The organism is Chitinophaga qingshengii, from assembly GCF_014529935.1.
GTDB classification, from domain to species: domain Bacteria; phylum Bacteroidota; class Bacteroidia; order Chitinophagales; family Chitinophagaceae; genus Chitinophaga; species Chitinophaga qingshengii.
Genome location: NZ_JACVFC010000001.1, coordinates 2617262 through 2635876, shown reverse-complemented (window position 1 = coordinate 2635876; position 18615 = coordinate 2617262). Strand labels below are relative to the sequence as shown.

Genomic DNA, 18615 nt, shown 5'->3' with positions numbered 1-18615 from the left:
AGTCATGAAGAAGCTGATTGTTAACATCACCGCGGGGTGGGTAATTGGAATGTTGCTCGCAGTCAGCGGGTCCGCACAGGATCTGCACTTTTCGCAATATTTCAATTCACCGTTAACCACCAACCCTGCCAATACCGGATTTATCCCTGATGGAAATTTCCGGCTCGGTATCAACTACCGTGACCAATGGAGCAGCATACCGGTACCTTACCGGACCATGTCTGCATATGGCGATTTTCAGCTGTTGCGCGACAAACTTATCTACGGATGGTTGGGCCTGGGCGGTGTTATTCTGCGCGATGTGGCGGGAAGCGGTAATCTCTCTTCTACCAAAGGATATGCTTCTATTGCCTATCATCAGTTGCTGGGTGAAAGCAGCCTGTTGTCGCTGGGTTTCCAGGCGGGATCAGCCAACAAGCGGGTGGATATTACCAAACTTACTTTTGGTGATCAGTGGAATGGAAAATTCTTTGATTCCCGCATGCCTACAGCTGAACCGTTTACCCAGTCAAGCGTGAATTATTTTGATATGAATGTGGGCATGAACTATGCCTATTTCCCGACGGAAAACCTGTATATCAACACCGGTATTGCGGTACAACATATTAACACACCCCGGGAAACCTTTTACGACACCGATAATAAAGTACCCCGTCGTTATACCGGTTTCCTGAATGCAAGCATCAAAACCAGTGATGTGCTGATCATCAACCCCAGTGCTTATTATTCCCGGCAGGCCAGTATCAGTGAATTGGTGATAGGAATGAGTGCAGCCTATAATCTCTCCGGTGATGGCGAGAAACAGGTATCCGGTGGTATTTACTACCGTGGTAAAGATGCGGCTATTTTTATGGTAGGGTACCAGTTGAGTAATATTAAACTGCAGTTCAGTTATGATATTACCACCTCCAACCTGGCCGTGTCTAACAGCCGTCGGGGAGCCTATGAGATCGGATTGGTTTACAGTGGATTATACTCCAACCGTAGTTTTAACAACGCAAAAAGATCCACCATTTGTCCATCTTTCTAAAGAGATAGGGTAAATGGTTATTTTTGCCGGGATAACTCACATTCGTTAAACATAACAAACCAGTATGAAACGCTTATTGATCGGTATTTGCCTGCTGATATCCGCGCAGCTCACGCATGCACAATATTATAAAACAGACACCAGTGCGCCCCGCGGTTTCGACCGTTCCCGGCTGATACTGGGAGGTTCGCTGGGTATGGTTTTCGGCGATTATACCAATGTAGATGTTTCCCCATTGGTGGGTTATCGCTTTAATGATTACATCGCCGCCGGTATCAACATAAATGCGCAATACGGTCAGTATAAAACCTATGACGGTTATGGTAATACCGCACAACGCGACAAATACACCATCTTCGGCGGTGGCGTATGGGGACGGGTATATCCGCTTCCCATGTTGTTTGTGCATATTCAGCCTGAATATAATTATATCAGCCAGAAATCCACTATCTACTACTCAGATCCTAAAAGGAGCTACAGCACCAGCTACAGTGTACCCAGCCTGCTGGTAGGTGCAGGATATACGCAGAGTGTAGGTGGCAGAGTAGGTATCGGTATTTCCATCCTGTATGATGTGATCCAGGATAACCGCTCACCCTACCGCAATAACCTGATCTACCGTGTAGGCGCAGGTTTAGGTTTCTAATAGCGATAAAAAATACTATAAAAACCCGTCCGGTAACTACCGGACGGGTTTTTTTGTGTTACCTCCTTGTTAAATTTGTTTATAAATGCTAAACTTATTTTTACAACTTTTATACCTTTGTGCCATCAACTTATTTTAAAGCGATGGAGATTAAATTAGCTGTTTTTGATATTGCGGGCACTACACTGCACGACGAGGCCAACGTGGCCAAAGTATTGCAAAAAGCCATACAACTGGCCGGGGTACATGTATCCCTGGAAGAAGTCAACGAAGTAATGGGATACGCCAAACCATACGCGATCCGTTATCTGCTGCAACAGAAAAACGACCCGCGTTATACGGACGACAGCTTTGTGAACGAACTGCACACCCGGTTTGTGGAAGATATGAAAGCCCACTATGCTACCGATACTTCCGTACGGGAGAAACAAGGTGTTTCAGCGGTATTTGCGGCGTTGCGGCAGAAAGGGATTAAAGTAGCGCTGGATACCGGTTTTGATCGTGATATTACCAATGTGATCCTCAACCGTACCGGCTGGCAGCAGCAGGGGCTTATCGATGCGGTGACCACCAGCGATGAAGTAACTTATGGCCGTCCTTATCCTTATATGATCTATCGTATCATGGAAACGCTGGAAGTACGCAGCATCGGGGAAGTGATGAAAGTAGGGGATACCATTTCCGACCTGGAAGAGGGTACCAATGCAGGCTGCCGTTATGTAGTGGGTGTTACTACCGGCGCTTACAGCCGCGAAGAACTGGAGAAAGGGCCGCATACCCACCTCGTAGCCTCTCTCGATGAACTGTTATCCATTTTATAAACTCTTGCTCAATAGCGATCATGCAACAACAACAAGCGGATGTAGCGGTCATCGGCGCCGGCATCGTAGGACTGGCCATGGCTTATAAACTGGCGTCCAAAGGGAAAAAAGTCGTTTTATTTGAAAGGAACAGTAAAGCTATCAGCGCTTCTATCCGCAATTTCGGACTGGTATGGCCTATCGGCCAGAAAGCCGGTAAAATGTACCAGCGCGCTATGCATAGCCGCAGTGTCTGGAAAGAACTGGCGGCTGCTACCGGTCTGCAATGCCAGGAAACAGGCTCTCTGCACCTGGTATATGAAAAAGATGAGCTGGCCGTACTGGAAGAATTTGCTGCTGCGGCGCCAGCCAATGGATTCGACTGCCAGCTGATCATGCCGGAACATATCGGAAAATACACGAAAGCCATCAAAACGAACGGATTGCTCGGTGCCCTCTGGAGCCCAACGGAAATGACCGTCAATCCCCGTCAGGCCAGTGCCGTGATTGCCCGCCACCTGGAAGATAACCTGAATGTAACGGTACGTTTTAATACAGCCGTCAACGGTATCAGCATGCCATTCATTGAAACTAAAGATGAAAAGTGGAAGATAGACCAGGTATATGTTTGCAGCGGCGCTGATTTTGAAACGCTGTATCCTGCCGCCTACGCCACGGCGCCGCTTACCAAATGCAAATTGCAGATGATGCGCACTATTCCCCAGCCAGGCGACTGGCAGTTAGGCCCTGCTCTCTGCGCCGGCCTTACCCTGGCTCACTACGCTTCGTTCAACGATTGCGCCGCACTGATTCCGCTCAAACAACGATTTGAACAGGAAATGCCGGAATATGTAAAATGGGGCATTCACCTGCTGATTTCACAGAATGGCGCCGGTGAACTGACGATCGGTGACTCCCACGAATATGGTCCGGACTTCGAACCATTTGATAAAGCATTTATCAATGAGCTCATCCTGAAATATATGCACACTTTCCTGGAAGCACCTGCCTATACTATCCAGGAGCAATGGCATGGCATTTATCCCAAGTTGACCAATGGCGGCACAGAGCTGATATTATCTCCCGAAAAGGATGTAACCATCGTTAATGCGCTCAGTGGCGCCGGTATGACCCTGTCATTTGGCCTGGCGGAAGAACTGACTGCTATCTAAACAGCGATATATTTAAAAAGGGACAACTGTTTCGCCTATACGAAATGGTTGTCCCTTTTTTATATATCTAATGCGCCCTAAACCAAATATCTAAATCAAAATTTCAAAATGATTAGGATTTTTTACGAATTATTAATAAATTAAATGCAGATCAAACGTTATGAAAACAATCGCCATAACAATGGCCTTATATTGTGCTGGTAAATTATTCACCATATTATATCATCCAACTTTAGCAACGTTTCTGCAGCCAGGTTTCAACGACATGGCTGCATGTTCATAACGTGTTAAATGTAAAGCGGGTTTCTTTTAAGTTACCTGCTTTTTCATATGGACTTTGCCGTGTGGAAAGTTTCCGGTTAAAGTGAAACAGGCAGGGAGGGGCCGGGAAAGGATAGAAATTTACCTCATCAGACTGCACAAAAGCCAATAATTCTATAAATTACAGGGTCCCCTGCCGGAGAGCAGGGAGTAGGACTATTTTTACATCAAAAAGCAACGGCATGAATGGAAGCTTAAAAAACCTCAAAGAAAGAGACTGGACAGAAACAAGAGCGCATTCCAGCTGGCAGATCTTTAAGATCATGGCGGAATTCGTGGAAGGCTTTGAATCGCTTGCTAAAATCGGACCTTGTATATCTATATTCGGATCTGCCCGGACCAAGCCGGGTAACCGATATTATGAACTGGCGCAGGACATTGCCAAAAGGCTTGCTGAAGAGGGGTTTGGCATTATCACGGGCGGAGGCCCCGGCGTGATGGAAGCGGCCAATAAGGGCGCACAGGCAGCACATGGTAAATCGGTGGGCGCTAATATTACCCTGCCGCATGAACAGAACCCCAACGGTTTTATTGACCCCGACAAAAGGCTCAACTTCGATTATTTCTTTGTCCGCAAAGTAATGTTCACCAAATATTCCCAGGGGTTTGTAATGATGCCCGGCGGATTTGGTACCATGGATGAGTTTTTTGAAGTGGCTACCCTGATACAGACCAAGAAGATGGAGGAAACGCCCATGGTACTGGTAGGCCGCGAATACTGGAGCGGTTTGCTGGAATGGATACGTACCGTAATGATGGAGAAGGAAAGCAATATTAATCCACAGGACCTGGGCCTGTTACAGCTTTTCGATACTGCCGACGAAGTGGTGGAATACTTCCGTGTATTTTATACCACCAATAAACTCAGACCTAACTTTTAATAACGGCCGTGCCCGTCAGGCACGGATATACCTGCCCGTTAGCCGGAATAGAATAAATTCCGGCCGGGCAACGTTATGTTGACGGGTGTTGCCGCAATGGCTTTGACGCTGATGGTCATGATTTCCCCGGGGCTGAAACCCCGGGCTAATGATTTTGCTGATGACTGCCGCGAAGAAGACCATTTTTCATAGCTTTGCAGAAATTTTATATATGGAGCTCGTACCGGCACTAGAGGCATATGCAGAGAAGTACACCAGCCCGGAAAGTCCGCTGTTGTATAAATTAAACCGCGAAACCCACCTGAAAGTGGAATTGCCGCATATGTTGAGTGGTCATGTACAGGGTAAGTTCCTGGAGATGGTGAGCCGCATGCTGCGTCCCCGCCGGATACTGGAACTGGGCACCTACACCGGATATTCCGCTATCTGCCTGGCTGCAGGCCTGCCTGATGACGGTATATTACACACCGTTGATATCAACGAAGAACTGGAAACCCTTTGCCTTCAATATTTTGAGGCATCCGGGTATGCTGATAAAATAAAAATGCACATCGGAAAAGCTGCCGAGGTGGTCACCTCCATGGAGGAAACGTTTGACCTGGTGTTTATTGATGCTGATAAAGCCGGTTATGTGCATTATTATGACCTGGTTTGGGAAAAACTGCGCCCCGGCGGATTTATCCTGGCTGACAATGTACTGTACCACGGACAGGTACTGCAGCCGGAAAATGAGCAGGGAAGCCAGGCTAAAGCCATGGTCAGATTTTGTGAGAAAGTGCTGGCCGATGACCGCGCAGAACAGGTGTTGCTCACCATCCGCGACGGTATCCTGCTGATCAGGAAAAAATAGCCAGGCACACCTGCACCATGCCCATTAAATTCGAATATACATGCAAGTAAGAAAATTTTTGTTGGTAGTCAGTTTTCTTATTGGCTGCACGCCGCTGCTGAAGGCACAGAAAATGACCACCCAGCAATATATTGCTGCCTATAAGAGCATTGCGATGGAGGAAATGCGCCGTACCGGCGTGCCCGCAGCCATCAAACTGGCCCAGGGCATAGTGGAAACCCAATCCGGCAACGGAACGCTCTGCCTCCAGTCCAACAACCACTTCGGTATTAAATGTAAAAACACCTGGACCGGCAAAACCATCAAATACGATGATGACGCCGCCCAGGAGTGTTTCCGCGTATATGACAGCGCAAAGGACTCCTACCGGGACCACTCCGACTTCCTGCGCAGCAATCCCCGTTACGCTTTCCTGTTCCAGTTTGACGGAGATGACTATAAATCCTGGGCTTTCGGGCTTAAACAGGCTGGCTATGCCACCAACAAAACCTACCCGCAGCAACTGATCAAGGTTATTGAAGACTATAACCTGCAGCAATACACGCTGATTGCCATGGGCAAAGCGGCACCGGAATCCGGCTCCTTTGAGGAAAAACCGCCGGTATATGCCGGTAATAACAACAGCCGCCCAGATAACCGGCCAACGGCTTCCAGGCCCGGTACCTCCACCGGCAGCAAACCAATGGCGGGCAATTATCCTAAAGGCGTGTTTGAAATCAACGGCCGCAGGGTGGTATTCGTAAAAGCAGGTACTTCCCTGATCCAGCTGGCCAGCAAACACAGCATCCGCCTGAGCAAACTGGTGCGCTTCAACGATCTGGATAATGACAATCCTCCCCGTAAAGACATGTTTATCTTCTTACAAAAGAAAGGTAAAAAAGGTAATAAGGAGTTTCATAACGTAGGCAATGGCGAAACCATGCACGACGTAGCACAGGCAGAAGGTATCCGGCTAAGATGGCTGCGCCGCCGCAATAAAATGCATGAAGGCGAAGAACCTGCTGCCGGTCAGCGCCTGGCCCTGAACGGTTTTGCTTCCGGCACACCCGCACTGGCTAAAAATACCCGTATCATCCGGGAAGAAGACCAGGAACCACCGGAAGATTTTTCTCCCCGTAAAGAAATCGAAAAAGCAAAAGAAGAAATAGCTAAAAATACCGGCGCCGGCACTGCTGCCCCGGAAGCACCCCGCCAGCCACAGGGCGGCGTACCTGTTGACATGGTGGAAGACCTGAAGAAAGTAGGGGAAGTAGGTACCAACGGCACGGTTAAAAATACGCCACCGGCATCACAGCCTCCGGTGTATAAACCCGCTCCGCCTTCTGTTCCCGCTACACCGGCTCCACGGCCAACCGGTAGCGGTACACAATACCACGAAGTACAGCCCAAAGAAACACTGTACGGTATCTCTAAAATGTATAATAAGTCTGTAACACAGTTACAGGAATGGAATAATTTACAGGGCTTCGACATTAAAATTGGACAGCGCCTGTTAGTGAATAAGTAAGCAGTGATCCTTTTCTGCTTATCATTGTTAAATATGGAAATGAAGTAGTATTATGTCGGTTATTCAGGTGCATGACAAGAAATTCCAGCCCTATATCGGTGCTACAGAGCTGCAGCAACGCATTCAGCAGATGGCTGCAGACATGAGCAGGGACCTTAAGGATGAGCGTCCGCTGTTTATTGCTATCCTCAACGGTTCATTTATGTTTGCCGGTGACGTGTTCAAATATCTCAACATCCCGGCGGAGATATCTTTTATTAAACTGGCTTCCTACAAGGGAACCAAATCTACCGGTAATGTGGTACAGGCTATCGGGTTGGACGAAGACCTCTTCGGCCGCACCGTGGTGATCCTGGAAGATATTGTGGATACCGGTAAAACACTGAGCCAGTTCCTGCCGCAGTTGGAACATCAGCAGCCGAAAAAGCTGTTGGTCGCTTCCCTGCTGACGAAGCCGGAAGCAATGGTGCATCCTATTAAAATCGATTATCTGGGCTTTTCCGTACCGAATAAGTTCCTGTTGGGTTATGGCCTCGACTATGATGGATTGGGCCGTAATCTGCCGGAAATATACCAGCTGGTGGAAGAAGCGTAGGTGCTCGCAAAGGTGCAAAGCAGCAAAGAGCGCAAAGAACATATAAGCGAGCAGAGAAAGCAAAGGAGCGAAGATCAGTTATTGATCTCCGCTCCTTTGCTTTCTTTTATATTCTTAATAAAAAAATCTTTGCGCTCTTTGCTGCTTTGCGCCTTTGCGAGAACCCCGGAAAATGTTTACCTTAACATATGCGAAAATTCCTATTACTCCTATTGTTGTGGGCTGGCAGTATACAAGCACAAACAATCCGGGTGTCGGGAGCGGTAGAGGACAGCATTAGCCATCGTCCTGTCGCCGGTGTAACCGTTAGCGTGATCGATGATACCACGAAGGTACTCACCAACGCTTTCGGCCTTTTCAGCATGGGGATTCCCAGGAATGTAGCGCAACTGCTGTTTACCCGCGAGGGCTATCGTCCGTTGCAGAAAGAGGTGAAAGCCGGTGATCGGCTGTTAATAACACTATCGCCTATACGTAGAATTCCCGATGCCATCGCCCTGGCCAAAGCCAGCGCCCGTACACGGCAAAACAGCAACCCCAACTATGGTAACGTAGGCATGGGTATACACGCTTTTTACAATGAAACATACGGCACCACCTATGAAAACAGGTTTACCCGCGCGCAAACGCAGCCGGTATCGATATTTGCGGTAGACGTGGACAGGGCCGCCTACAGTAATATCCGGCGTTTCCTGCGACTGAAAGAAGCGGTACCGGTAGACGCTGTACGGATAGAAGAGATGGTGAACTATTTTCATTACGATTATCCATTACCGGAAAAAGGTAATACCATGGCGGTATACAGCCGTTATACCAGCTGCCCCTGGGAACCGGCGCATCACCTGTTACAAGTGGCCTTGCGGGCAAAAGCGCTGCAGACGGATAGCCTGCCTCCCAGTAACCTGGTGTTCCTGATAGATGTTTCCGGTTCCATGGGCGTGCCGAATAAACTCCCTTTATTACAGGCTGCCTTTCGGATACTGGTCAATAACCTGCGTCCGGTGGATAAAGTAGCGATTGTAGCCTACGCGGGTACGCCGGGTATCAAACTGCCCGCCACGGCCGGCGATCAGAAAGAAAAAATTCTCAATGCTATTGATAACCTGGTTGCCGGTGGTGCTACTGCCGGCGAGGCGGCCATTAAAATGGCTTACCAGATTGCGGTAGATGAGTTTATCCCGGATGGTAACAACCGCGTGATCCTGGCTACTGACGGCGATTTCAACGTAGGCCTTACCAGCGATGCCGAAATGGAAGAACTGATCCGGCAAAAGAAAGAGAGCGGTGTATTGCTGACCTGCCTGGGTTTTGGTATGAAAAATTATAAGGACTCCAAGCTGCAGTCCCTTTCCAGCAAGGGTAACGGCAACTTCGCCTATATCGATGACCTGGAAGAAGCCAGCAAAATTTTTGCCCGTGAATTTGGCAGCACGCTCTTTACGGTTGCCCGTGACGTGCAAACAGAAATGACATTTAACCCCGCAGTGGTAAAATCGTATAGACTTATTGGTTATGAGAACAAAGTTTATGAAGCAGATACTGCGGCCGATAAAAACCACGGCGGTATTGTAGGTAGTGGTCATTGCGCAGTAGCCATGTATGAAATAGTGCCCCGCGACAGCGTGGCGGCGGCAGACAGTCTGTTAGCCCGTGTAAAAATTTCGTACCGGCATCCGCTGGATACGGTGCTGCATACACTGGAGTGTGGGGTGCCCGCCCGTGCAACGGCCTTCGAGGCCGCGCCGGATGACTACCGGTTTGCGGCATCGGTAGCGCTGTTGGGCATGATCCTCCGCAACTCCGCCTACCGTGGCTGCGGAGATACCAATATGGTGATGGATATCGCCCGGAAAGCCCTGGGAAAAGATAAAGAGGGCTATCGCCAGGAATTCCTGAAGATGGTAAAGCAGGTCCGTAAAATAAAACGCTGAGGCTTATTTAATCAGCCGGTAACATTTACGCACCATTTTCTGCTGGAAGTCGAAGGGAAGGGTTTGATTCGTAATATCCTTTATGCTGGATGCATTGATTTTGTCTTCCTCCAATATAAATCGCCGGTAGTTGTTGCTGAAATACACCACGCCATCTTTTTTGGTGGCGAGCAGTACTTTATTGAGCAATTCTACGTGATCCCGCTGGATGTCCAGGAAATCCTTCATCCGCTTGCTGTTAGAGAAGGTGGGCGGGTCCATGATGACCAGGTCGAAGGTATTAAGTTTAAGCGTGTCGAGGTATTGCAGTACATCGGCGTGTACAAAGGCATGTTTGGCCGTATCGAAGCCGTTGAGCCGCATATTTTCCTCTGCCCAGGCCAGGTAGGTTTTGGAAAGATCTACCGAGGTGACTTCCGCAGCGCCGCCATCGGCAGCATATACGGAGAAAGAGCCGGTATAGCAGAAGAGGTTGAGTACTTTTTTGTCTTTAGCCTCGTTGCGTACCATATTGCGTGTAATGCGGTGATCGAGGAACAGGCCGGTATCGAGGTAATCGGACAGGTTGATTTTAAACTGCAGGCCGCCTTCATGAACAGTCATCGCCTTACTTTCAAAACTGAGTTTTTCGTATTGGCTTTGACGGTTTTCCTTGCGTTGCCGTTGTTTTACCCAGATATTACCGGGAGGGATGTTTAATACTTTGCTGATGAGTTCCAGGCAGGTGTCCAGCCAGGCTTCGTGATCGGCTTCTTCCATGCCATGGCGGCGCTGGTATTCAGCGATATACACATGATCTTCATAAATCTCGATGCTGAAGGGGAATTCCGGAATATCGTCGTCGTACACCCGGTAGCAGGCGATATTTTGTCTTTTGGCCAGTTTGGAAATATGCCGGAATACTTTTGTGAGCCGGTTCTCGAACATCTGCAGTTTGGAATCCATATCAATAATATTTTCGGATTTTCGGATTTTTTGATTTTGGGATTTTAAAAATGCAGCGGAGATCATAGCGAGCTTTTATCATTCGCTATGATCTCCGCTGTATTTTAAATATCTAAATCCGAAAATCAAAAAATCGGAAATCAGCTAAAAATGTCTCTGACTTTTTCAAAGAAACCTTTTTCCGATTTTTCCGGATTGGGTTTGAAGTTATCAGAGGTCTGGAGTTTGTCGAGCATGGCTTTTTCATCCGCGCTGACGTGTTGTGGTGTCCAAACGTTCACATGTATGAGCTGGTCGCCTTTTTCGTAGGAGTTCACAGAGGGGAATCCTTTGCCTTTGAGGCGGAAGATTTTACCGCTTTGTGTACCGGCAGGTATTTTGATTTTCGCTTTACCGTCGATGGTAGGTACTTCCACCTGGGTACCGTAAACGGCATCGGGGAAAGAGATATGCAGGTCGTAGGCTACGTTGAGGCCATCGCGCTGCAATTCCGGATGTGGTTCTTCTTCGATGAGGATGAGGAGATCACCGGGAGCGCCGCCTCTTTCGCCGGCGTTGCCTTTACCGCTCATGCTCAGTTGCATACCTTCCTGTACGCCTGCCGGGATGTCGATGCTCACCATTTCTTCGCCATACATACGGCCTTCTCCTTTACAGTGGCCGCATTTGCTGGTGATGATCTGGCCTTCACCATGACAGGTGGGGCAGGTAGTTACGGTTTGCATCTGCCCCAGGAAGGTTTGGGTAACCTTTCTTACCTGGCCGGAGCCACCGCAGGTGTTACAGGTCTGGAACGCGTTTTTATCTTTAGCACCCAGGCCGCCGCAATGCTGACAGGGAACGTATTTTTTTACCTTGATTTTTTTGTTGGCACCTTTGGCGATTTCCTCGTAGGTGAGGCGGATTTTCACGCGCAGGTTAGAACCGCGGGTACCGCGTCCGCGACGGCCACCGCCGCCCCCACGGCCACCACCTCCGAAGAAGCTGCCGAAAATATCATCGTTGCCGAAAATGTCACCGAAATTGGAGAAGATATCTTCCATGTTCATACCACCACCTCCAAAACCGCCACGGCCGCCGTTCATGCCTGCATGTCCGAAACGGTCGTATTGTGCCCGCTTGTCGGCATCGCTCAATACCTCATAGGCTTCGGCTGCTTCCTTGAACTTTTCTTCCGCCTCCTTATTGTTTGGATTACGGTCAGGGTGAAACTGCATGGCCACCTTCCGGTAAGCTTTTTTGATCTCATCCTGGGAGGCAGATTTGGCAACACCCAGTATTTCGTAATAATCTCTCTTGGTAGACATTATAAAAATCACTTATAACCGGTGCCCGGCACCGGTTTTTTTCAGTAAATAATATTGTTTTGACATCAGCATAGGCGACCGCTGCGGCATATGCCACATCGTCACAACCATTTATTTGCCGACTATCACCTTGGCATGACGAATCAGTTTGTCATTCAGGTAATAACCTTGCTGTAATACATCTACTATTTTACCCTGAAGATCCGGTGTGGGGGCCGGAATTTCGGTAATAGCATCGTGCAGATCCGGATCAAAAGGAGTGTGTATGCTTTCCATAGGCTTCAGTCCTTTGGCCTGCAGGGTGGATTTCAGCTTGTTGAATACCAGGTTAACCCCACCTTTGATGGCGTCGATGTCGTTGGCAGTGTCCAGCTGTTTGGCAGCCCGCTCTGTATCATCCAGTACGTCCAGCAAAGATATGATAACTTCTTTACCTGCTGTTTGCAGCAGCTCCAGTCTTTCTTTGGCAGTACGTTTACGGAAGTTATCGAACTCGGCCTGCAGACGGAGGTATTTATCCCGCATTTCATTCAGTTGCTGCTCTTTTTTAACCAACTCTTCCTCCGGCTCAACTTCTAATGCATTAGTCATATGAGACGTTTCACTGATGTTGTCTTCAGCATTGAAATCAGGCATGCCTTTTTCGTTTTCTCCAGCATTGTTAGCCTGTCCGTTTGTCTGCATGTCTTGGTCTTTTTCTGTCATAATTGTAATGATTATCTGCAATTGTGCTTAGTCAATTATTTTGCCAACCCCTGTTTGGCCGCCAAAAAGACAGATCTTCTGCGTACCTTCGCCCCTCGAATTTATGTCAATGACCAAGGTTTTTTTAAAGAAACAGATACAAAACAGGGTATTACTGGGCCATCCCTGGATTTTTGGCAACGAAGTGGCCGAAATCAAAGGGGAAGTGGTACCGGGCGATATCGTGGATGTGCACACCCATCAGGGCTCTTTTCTGGGAAGAGGGTATATCAATCCTCAATCCCAGATATTGGTGCGGCTGCTGACGCGCGATAAAAGCGAAGAAATCAACGGGGAGTTCTTCTATCGGCGCCTGCTTAAATGCTGGCAGTACCGGCAGAAACTGGGCTATGTGGAAAACTGCCGCCTGGTCTTCGGGGAAGCAGACGACCTGCCAGCCCTCGTCATCGATAAATTCAATGACTACTTTGTGTTACAAACCCTGGCACTGGGCATGGAAAAGTGGAAACACGCCATCGTGGATGCATTGAACCGCATCTTCTCGCCCAAAGGGATTTACGAAAGGAACGATGTTCCGGTACGTGAACTGGAGGGCATGGAGCAACAAAAAGGCTTTCTCAGCGCCCCTTTCGACACGAATATCATCATCAACGAAAACGGTCTGCAGTTCCATGTGGATATCGTGAATGGCCAGAAAACCGGTTATTTCCTGGATCAACAGGATAACCGCCGTGAAATCCGCCAGATCGTGAAAGAGGCTAATGTGCTGGAAGCGTTCTGCTACACCGGCACCTTCTCCTGTCATGCAGGGTATTATGGGGCTAAAAGCGTATTGGGACTGGATATCTCCGAGCATGCGGTGGAAACGGCCCGTCGTAATGCGGCGCTCAATAACCTTCAGGATGTGTGTAAGTTCCAGGCAGTCAATGCGTTTGATCAATTGAAACAATATACCCGGGAGGACCGCAAATTTGATGTGGTGATCCTGGACCCGCCGGCCTTCACCAAAAGCCGTGAAAACATCCGGAAAGCGGTGACCGGTTACAAGGAGATCAACCTCCGTGGCATGAAACTGCTGGATAAAGGTGGCTTTCTGGTCACGGCTTCCTGTACCAACCTGGTATCACCGGAGCTTTTCCTCGAAACAATCGATGCCGCTGCCCGCGACGCAAAAAGACGTCTCCGCCAGGTCACTTTCCAGACACAGGCAAAAGATCACCCCATTTTGAGGAATATTGAGAATACAACGTATTTGAAATTTTTGATCGTAGAGATCGCGTAGAAATAGGAGTAGCTTTCTGGTATAGGCTTTCTTTCGGATAGGTGATTACATCTGTTACAGGGAAAGTCAATAGCGGAAAGCTATTTTACTACATTGAATTTACCGGATTCCACGAGGTTGCCGCGCTGGTCGCGAAGCTGAAAGATATAAAGACCGTTGTAATAGTTATCCAGATTAACCGTAGTACGGCTGCTGATACTTTTTATCTGGTCAATTTTTTTCCCGAGAAAATTGTACACAATAAGATCGTATATGCGGTCGTTATTATGCTGTAAAATTTCAAAGTTGATAACGTTGGTGGCAGGGTTGGGATAGAGTCTTACAATTTGCCTACCCCCCTCCGTGTTATTCGGCAGGGACCCGCTTTGAGCTTTACCCACAAGGGATAAAAGGCTAAAAACCGTAAAAAAGATAAGGGTAGAGGTTTTCCACATAGTCTTATAAAAATAAAGTTTTTTTCAAATATTTCCAATTTTTATTGTTAATAACGGCGCCTTAGTCCTTTGTCCACTACATAAAAATAACAAACTACGCGCCATTTTGTTAGGTCTCCCACTTTTTTAGATAAAATTTAACGCTTTTTATTTGGTGATTTAATTTGATGATAATCAATTGTTTAGAATTTTGGACAGTTGATTCGCTCCAAAGTACTGTTGCGGCTGTTCAGGAAACCCTTGAAAACCAACGACACTTCAAAACCGCCAAAACTCTGGCTGGCTGTTCTCAACTGCGATATATTGGCATCATAGCTCATAGCTACCTCAAATTTCTCCATGTCTATTTTGATGGTGGGGATAATGGCATCATTCCAGCGCAGAAACAAGCCGCCATAGATAGCCCGGGTAGATTCCAGCCCTGCATTCATCAGGCCATAGCCAATGAGCGCACCACCAATATACTCTGAATAACCGCCCTGGTGCAGCTGGTTGTAATGCGCAATCAGTTTTACGCGCTCGTCCAGCGGAATGGTAATACCAGCGTTAAACGACAGCTTGGGCGATAACTCAATGTTTTTATCGTTGTAAAAGGAAATCTTGGGCCGGTTAAAGTGATAGTAGGCCGCCCCGATAAAGTAATTCACTTCTTCTCCGATAGTACTGTTGTAACTGAGGCCCACACCGGCATCAAGATAAGTATATCCTTTCAGCGCCAGTTTACCTTCTTCCCCGGTGGGCGCTGTGGGATCAAAACGACCGCCGTTATACTGGTTGTTAAACGTCATGTTGGTAGGATCAAACTGGCGCTGTACCAAACCACCCATAAAGCCCAGTGAAAGAAAACTGGTCTTGTCTTCGTTCAGCGATTTGTGATAGTTGATGGCCGGAAAGATCTGGGTAGACTGTAGTTTAGACGTACCCGCCCGGTCGTAGGTCAGTTGGAGGCCGGTAGTCACATAGTCGTTGCCGTTACCTACGGGGAACTTGATCTCGCCGCTCATGGTACCGGTTTGATAAGGAATGGTAACGCTGTTCCACTGGTTGCGGTATACGGCCTGAAGGCGCACATCGCCATTAAAAATACCTATCAGCGCCGGGTTGCGGAGTATCGGCGTTTCATAAAACTGTGACAGGTGTATGTCCTGTGCCTGTAGCTGCAGGCCGCAGCTGAAGCAAATGACTGTTAATAATGTTTTATATACCCTTTTCATATACCGCTTGTTATTATCTGAGTAATGTTACGTTGCCTTTAAGGCGGAAAAATTCGTTGGCATCGCAATAGGCTTCCACGAAGTAAATATATACGTCCGCCCCCTGTGGTTGCCCGTTGAAAGTGCCGTTCCAGCCGGCGTTAATATCTTCTACCTGGATATTCTCCCGGTGAAAAACTTCCTGCCCGAGGCGGTTGAAGATGCGGAACGATTTTACCAGGCTAATGCCTTTTCCACGCAGGTAAAAAATGTCGTTCACGCCGTCGCCATTGGGACTGAAAGTATTGGGAATGAATATCAGTTCTGTATTACAAATAAGATCTACTCTTAACACATCGCTTTTCGTACAACCGTATTGGTTAGTACCGGTGATGGAGTAGGTGGTTGTTTTCCTGACCGCCGCATTGGTAAAGGGCGACGTAGGATTGTCGAGATAGTCGGTGGGTGACCATTGCCATTTCACGATATCGGAGCTGCCGCTGGCCATGAGGCGTATTACATCTCCGGCTACAACTGTCTGGCTTTTGCCGGCGCTGATACTGGGCACCTGTTTCACCGCCACTTTTACGGATAACGGAGCGCTCATGGGGCACATCGGATCGTTGGTACCACGCACCTGGTAAACCATATCTTCTGTGGGCGTGGTAACCGGGTTAGCAATGGTGTTGTTGGTCAGGCCTGTCACCGGTGTCCAGTCGTAAATGGTAGCGCCACCGGCCTGCAATTGCACGGACGATCCATAACACGCATAGGTATCTTTACTAACGGTGAGATTTACTTTGGGTACCACGGCAATGTCTGTAGAATCACGCATCGTACAACCGTATACGTTAGATGCCTCTACCAGGTAGCGGGTGTTGGTGACTGGTGTTGCTACCGGATCTGCACAATAGGCGCAGCTGAGTGTAGCGGCATTGAGCCATTGCAAACTGCCGTCTGACTGGGCATGGAGCGTTACATTGTTGCCCTCGCAGATCTTAGCCTGTGCGGCCGATGCTTTTACAAAAGGAGTGGGATTGATGGTCACATCTTTCGTCACAGAATCCTGGCAGTTGCGCGCATCCGTGATGACCAGCTTCACCGGATATCCGCCGGAGGCGGAATAGGTAGTGGCAGGAGGCGTTTGCGCGGAAGACACTTTACCATTGCCGAAGTCCCATTGCCAGTTGGCGATCGGGATATTGGGTGATGGGGCAGACGTGTTCGTAAACGAAACCGGCTGGCCTGCGCAGGTAGCCGAAGCCGTGGCAAAATCCGCCTGGGGCGCCAGGATATTGATATTGCCAGGTTTTGTTACAATATCGTCACAATAACCGGGGTCTTTATAACGGATAACCAGCTGGTCGGTGAAACTACCGGCAGCGGCCCATGTTTTCACAAAACGTTGATCGGTGGTGGTAAACGTAGTGCCATCACCGAAATGCCAGGTATAGTCGGCCACGAGGTTTACCGGCACATTCAGTACCTCATAGGTGGCTTTACTGCCGCGGCAGATAGCGCTCACGCCGGTGGAAAAATCGGCCTTGAAGTCGTACACCGTCTGGAAGCTGCTGTGGTTACAGTTACCGTTATCACTAACGGTGAGGCGAACGGTGTATTTATCGGGAGTGGTATAGGTATGTGTGGCATGTTGACTGCCCACTACCGGCGTGTTATCGCCAAAGTCCCACTGGTAGGTGGTGGTAGGCGTAGTACCGGTGGAAGTATTGGTGAAAGTGAATTTATTTTTGTCGTTACAATCACGGGTGACGGTGAATTGGGACACCGGTCCGGTGATAGTGACGTTAACAGGTGCAGCGGGTGTATAACAACCGTTGCTGCCGGCTTTCATCTTAACGGTGAGGGTACCGTTGGAGGTAAAGCCATGACGGATATCGTTGGTATACACTTCTTCCTGCGTACCATCGCCATAATCCCAGTTGTAGCTGTCTGCGTACTGGGCACTGGCGATTAATCTAACGGGCTCGCCTACACAAGCGTCTGCAGGTGTAGCCGTGAAACTTACTGCAGACGGTGGATTACCGGTGCGTACCTGTTTGTTGAACGTTTTGCTGATTTCGCAACCACCGGCTGTGCGGATGGTGATACTCACATTGTAGGTGCCTGTTTGCGTATAGGGGTGCGCGGTAGTACCTGTGGTGGTAGTAGCGGTACTGCCATCACCAAAATTCCATTTCCATTCTGCCACGGGATCATTAAGATCATTAGTGGACGTGGCATTGAAGGCGGCGGTATATGGTACGCAGCCATTCAGCGGCGCGTCGAGGGATATTTCCGGTTGCGAGATGGTGATATAGGCGGTTTTTTTCAACGTGGACTGACAGCCGTTACTGTTGGTAACGGTAAGGGTGACATCATATTTACCCGCCTTCGTGTAGGCGTGGGAGGTAAATGCGTTGGCAGTGGTAACCGGTGCGGTGCCATCGCCAAAGTCCCAGGTGCGGGCGGTGGCGTTGGGCGTGGCATCTGTAAAATTGGCCGTATAGGTTTTACAGCTGTTGGTTACATCCGCGCTGAAGGCGATTTGTGGTGTGGCACCTACTTCAAACGTGCGGTAGTAGGTGCTGTTACCATTAGGAAAAGTAGCCACCAGGGTTACCTTTTTAGGTCCCGATGCAGTGTAGGTAATCTGTGGGTTAGGATCGTGGGAGGTCCTGCCATCACCAAAATCCCAGCTGTAGGCGGTGGGATTACCGGTGCTGTTGTTTTTGAAGGTGAGCGTTACCGGATTACACATCGTGGCAGGTACCGCTGTATAGGAGAAGTCCGCTTGCTGCGCCAGCAAAGGATTCCCCTGCACCAGGAATATCAGGAGCACTAACGCGCTTAGACACTTAGCCTGTAGGTATTTCATAGGATACATACCACAAATTAACGAAAAATATTATATATTTTCGATTTTTTGATTTGCGGATTTTGGGGTTTCGGGGATCAGCAACTATTTTACTCGCTTTTATAATCCCCGAAATCCCAAAATCCGCAAATCAAAAAATCC

General features: G+C 48.5%; 16 protein-coding genes. 10 read left to right on the top strand and 6 right to left on the bottom strand.

What is annotated here, in order from left to right:
- The first annotated feature begins 4 nt into the window (after positions 1 to 4).
- The 9 genes from ICL07_RS10035 to ICL07_RS09995 all read left to right on the top strand — a co-directional run bounded on the left by ICL07_RS10035 (position 5) and on the right by ICL07_RS09995 (position 9733).
- Positions 5 to 1030, top strand: coding sequence for a PorP/SprF family type IX secretion system membrane protein (locus tag ICL07_RS10035; protein WP_188087771.1), 1026 nt, complete (start codon positions 5 to 7; stop codon positions 1028 to 1030).
- A 64-nt stretch (positions 1031 to 1094) separates the two neighbouring features.
- Positions 1095 to 1676, top strand: a complete 582-nt coding sequence (locus ICL07_RS10030) for a hypothetical protein (protein WP_188087770.1) — start codon at positions 1095 to 1097, stop codon at positions 1674 to 1676.
- Between the two features lie 143 nt (positions 1677 to 1819).
- Positions 1820 to 2497 (top strand): phosphonatase-like hydrolase, encoded by a 678-nt coding sequence (locus tag ICL07_RS10025; protein ID WP_188087769.1) that lies wholly within the window; start codon positions 1820 to 1822, stop codon positions 2495 to 2497.
- A 20-nt stretch (positions 2498 to 2517) separates the two neighbouring features.
- Positions 2518 to 3648, top strand: coding sequence for a TIGR03364 family FAD-dependent oxidoreductase (locus tag ICL07_RS10020; RefSeq protein ID WP_188087768.1), 1131 nt, complete (start codon positions 2518 to 2520; stop codon positions 3646 to 3648).
- 503 nt (positions 3649 to 4151) lie between these two features.
- Complete coding sequence (locus ICL07_RS10015) at positions 4152 to 4850, top strand: LOG family protein (RefSeq protein ID WP_188087767.1); 699 nt, start codon at positions 4152 to 4154, stop codon at positions 4848 to 4850.
- A 211-nt stretch (positions 4851 to 5061) separates the two neighbouring features.
- Positions 5062 to 5700: an O-methyltransferase gene (locus tag ICL07_RS10010; RefSeq protein ID WP_188087766.1), complete on the top strand. Its 639-nt coding sequence runs from the start codon at positions 5062 to 5064 to the stop codon at positions 5698 to 5700.
- 40 nt (positions 5701 to 5740) lie between these two features.
- Positions 5741 to 7207: a glucosaminidase domain-containing protein gene (locus ICL07_RS10005; RefSeq protein WP_188087765.1), complete on the top strand. Its 1467-nt coding sequence runs from the start codon at positions 5741 to 5743 to the stop codon at positions 7205 to 7207.
- Positions 7208 to 7259: 52 nt separating this feature from the next.
- Entirely contained in the window at positions 7260 to 7802 is a 543-nt protein-coding gene (hpt, locus tag ICL07_RS10000; RefSeq protein WP_078668784.1) for a hypoxanthine phosphoribosyltransferase, read from the top strand.
- A 188-nt stretch (positions 7803 to 7990) separates the two neighbouring features.
- On the top strand, positions 7991 to 9733 hold the full coding sequence (locus tag ICL07_RS09995; protein ID WP_188087764.1) for a YfbK domain-containing protein: 1743 nt from the start codon (positions 7991 to 7993) through the stop codon (positions 9731 to 9733).
- A gap of 3 nt (positions 9734 to 9736) precedes the next feature.
- Here the strand turns inward: ICL07_RS09995 and ICL07_RS09990 are convergent, their stop codons facing one another.
- From ICL07_RS09990 to ICL07_RS09980, 3 genes are all read right to left on the bottom strand, one after another.
- A complete protein-coding gene (locus tag ICL07_RS09990; RefSeq protein WP_246485000.1) occupies positions 9737 to 10678 on the bottom strand; it encodes a class I SAM-dependent methyltransferase in 942 nt (313 codons plus the stop codon).
- 140 nt (positions 10679 to 10818) lie between these two features.
- A complete protein-coding gene (dnaJ, locus tag ICL07_RS09985; RefSeq protein WP_188087763.1) occupies positions 10819 to 11985 on the bottom strand; it encodes a molecular chaperone DnaJ in 1167 nt (388 codons plus the stop codon).
- A gap of 111 nt (positions 11986 to 12096) precedes the next feature.
- Positions 12097 to 12690, bottom strand: a complete 594-nt coding sequence (locus ICL07_RS09980) for a nucleotide exchange factor GrpE (RefSeq protein WP_246484999.1) — start codon at positions 12688 to 12690, stop codon at positions 12097 to 12099.
- A 109-nt stretch (positions 12691 to 12799) separates the two neighbouring features.
- On the opposite strand from ICL07_RS09980, the gene ICL07_RS09975 reads away from it, so the two are divergent.
- Entirely contained in the window at positions 12800 to 13972 is a 1173-nt protein-coding gene (locus ICL07_RS09975) for a class I SAM-dependent rRNA methyltransferase (protein WP_188087762.1), read from the top strand.
- Between the two features lie 80 nt (positions 13973 to 14052).
- On the opposite strand, the gene ICL07_RS09970 is transcribed toward ICL07_RS09975, so the two are convergent.
- From ICL07_RS09970 to ICL07_RS09960, 3 genes are all read right to left on the bottom strand, one after another.
- A complete protein-coding gene (locus tag ICL07_RS09970) occupies positions 14053 to 14406 on the bottom strand; it encodes a T9SS type A sorting domain-containing protein (RefSeq protein WP_246484998.1) in 354 nt (117 codons plus the stop codon).
- A 182-nt stretch (positions 14407 to 14588) separates the two neighbouring features.
- On the bottom strand, positions 14589 to 15620 hold the full coding sequence (locus ICL07_RS09965; RefSeq protein WP_188087760.1) for a PorP/SprF family type IX secretion system membrane protein: 1032 nt from the start codon (positions 15618 to 15620) through the stop codon (positions 14589 to 14591).
- Between the two features lie 13 nt (positions 15621 to 15633).
- Positions 15634 to 18474 carry a PKD domain-containing protein gene (locus tag ICL07_RS09960; RefSeq protein WP_188087759.1) on the bottom strand — a complete coding sequence of 947 codons (2841 nt, stop codon included), beginning with the start codon at positions 18472 to 18474 and terminating at the stop codon, positions 15634 to 15636.
- Positions 18475 to 18615 lie beyond the last annotated feature (141 nt).

Bases quoted from the DNA above. Each gene is read 5' to 3' on its own strand.
- hpt (WP_078668784.1), top strand. From the start codon at position 7,260: ATGTCGGTTATTCAGGTGCATGACAAGAAATTCCAGCCCTATATCGGT.
- ICL07_RS10030 (WP_188087770.1), top strand. From the start codon at position 1,095: ATGAAACGCTTATTGATCGGTATTTGCCTGCTGATATCCGCGCAGCTC.
- ICL07_RS10020 (WP_188087768.1), top strand. From the start codon at position 2,518: ATGCAACAACAACAAGCGGATGTAGCGGTCATCGGCGCCGGCATCGTA.
- ICL07_RS10035 (WP_188087771.1), top strand. From the start codon at position 5: ATGAAGAAGCTGATTGTTAACATCACCGCGGGGTGGGTAATTGGAATG.
- ICL07_RS09965 (WP_188087760.1), bottom strand. From the start codon at position 15,620: ATGAAAAGGGTATATAAAACATTATTAACAGTCATTTGCTTCAGCTGC.
- ICL07_RS09995 (WP_188087764.1), top strand. From the start codon at position 7,991: ATGCGAAAATTCCTATTACTCCTATTGTTGTGGGCTGGCAGTATACAA.
- ICL07_RS10015 (WP_188087767.1), top strand. From the start codon at position 4,152: ATGAATGGAAGCTTAAAAAACCTCAAAGAAAGAGACTGGACAGAAACA.
- ICL07_RS09960 (WP_188087759.1), bottom strand. From the start codon at position 18,474: ATGAAATACCTACAGGCTAAGTGTCTAAGCGCGTTAGTGCTCCTGATA.
- ICL07_RS09980 (WP_246484999.1), bottom strand. From the start codon at position 12,690: ATGACAGAAAAAGACCAAGACATGCAGACAAACGGACAGGCTAACAAT.
- ICL07_RS10010 (WP_188087766.1), top strand. From the start codon at position 5,062: ATGGAGCTCGTACCGGCACTAGAGGCATATGCAGAGAAGTACACCAGC.
- ICL07_RS10025 (WP_188087769.1), top strand. From the start codon at position 1,820: ATGGAGATTAAATTAGCTGTTTTTGATATTGCGGGCACTACACTGCAC.
- dnaJ (WP_188087763.1), bottom strand. From the start codon at position 11,985: ATGTCTACCAAGAGAGATTATTACGAAATACTGGGTGTTGCCAAATCT.
- ICL07_RS09970 (WP_246484998.1), bottom strand. From the start codon at position 14,406: ATGTGGAAAACCTCTACCCTTATCTTTTTTACGGTTTTTAGCCTTTTA.
- ICL07_RS09990 (WP_246485000.1), bottom strand. From the start codon at position 10,678: ATGGATTCCAAACTGCAGATGTTCGAGAACCGGCTCACAAAAGTATTC.
- ICL07_RS10005 (WP_188087765.1), top strand. From the start codon at position 5,741: ATGCAAGTAAGAAAATTTTTGTTGGTAGTCAGTTTTCTTATTGGCTGC.
- ICL07_RS09975 (WP_188087762.1), top strand. From the start codon at position 12,800: ATGACCAAGGTTTTTTTAAAGAAACAGATACAAAACAGGGTATTACTG.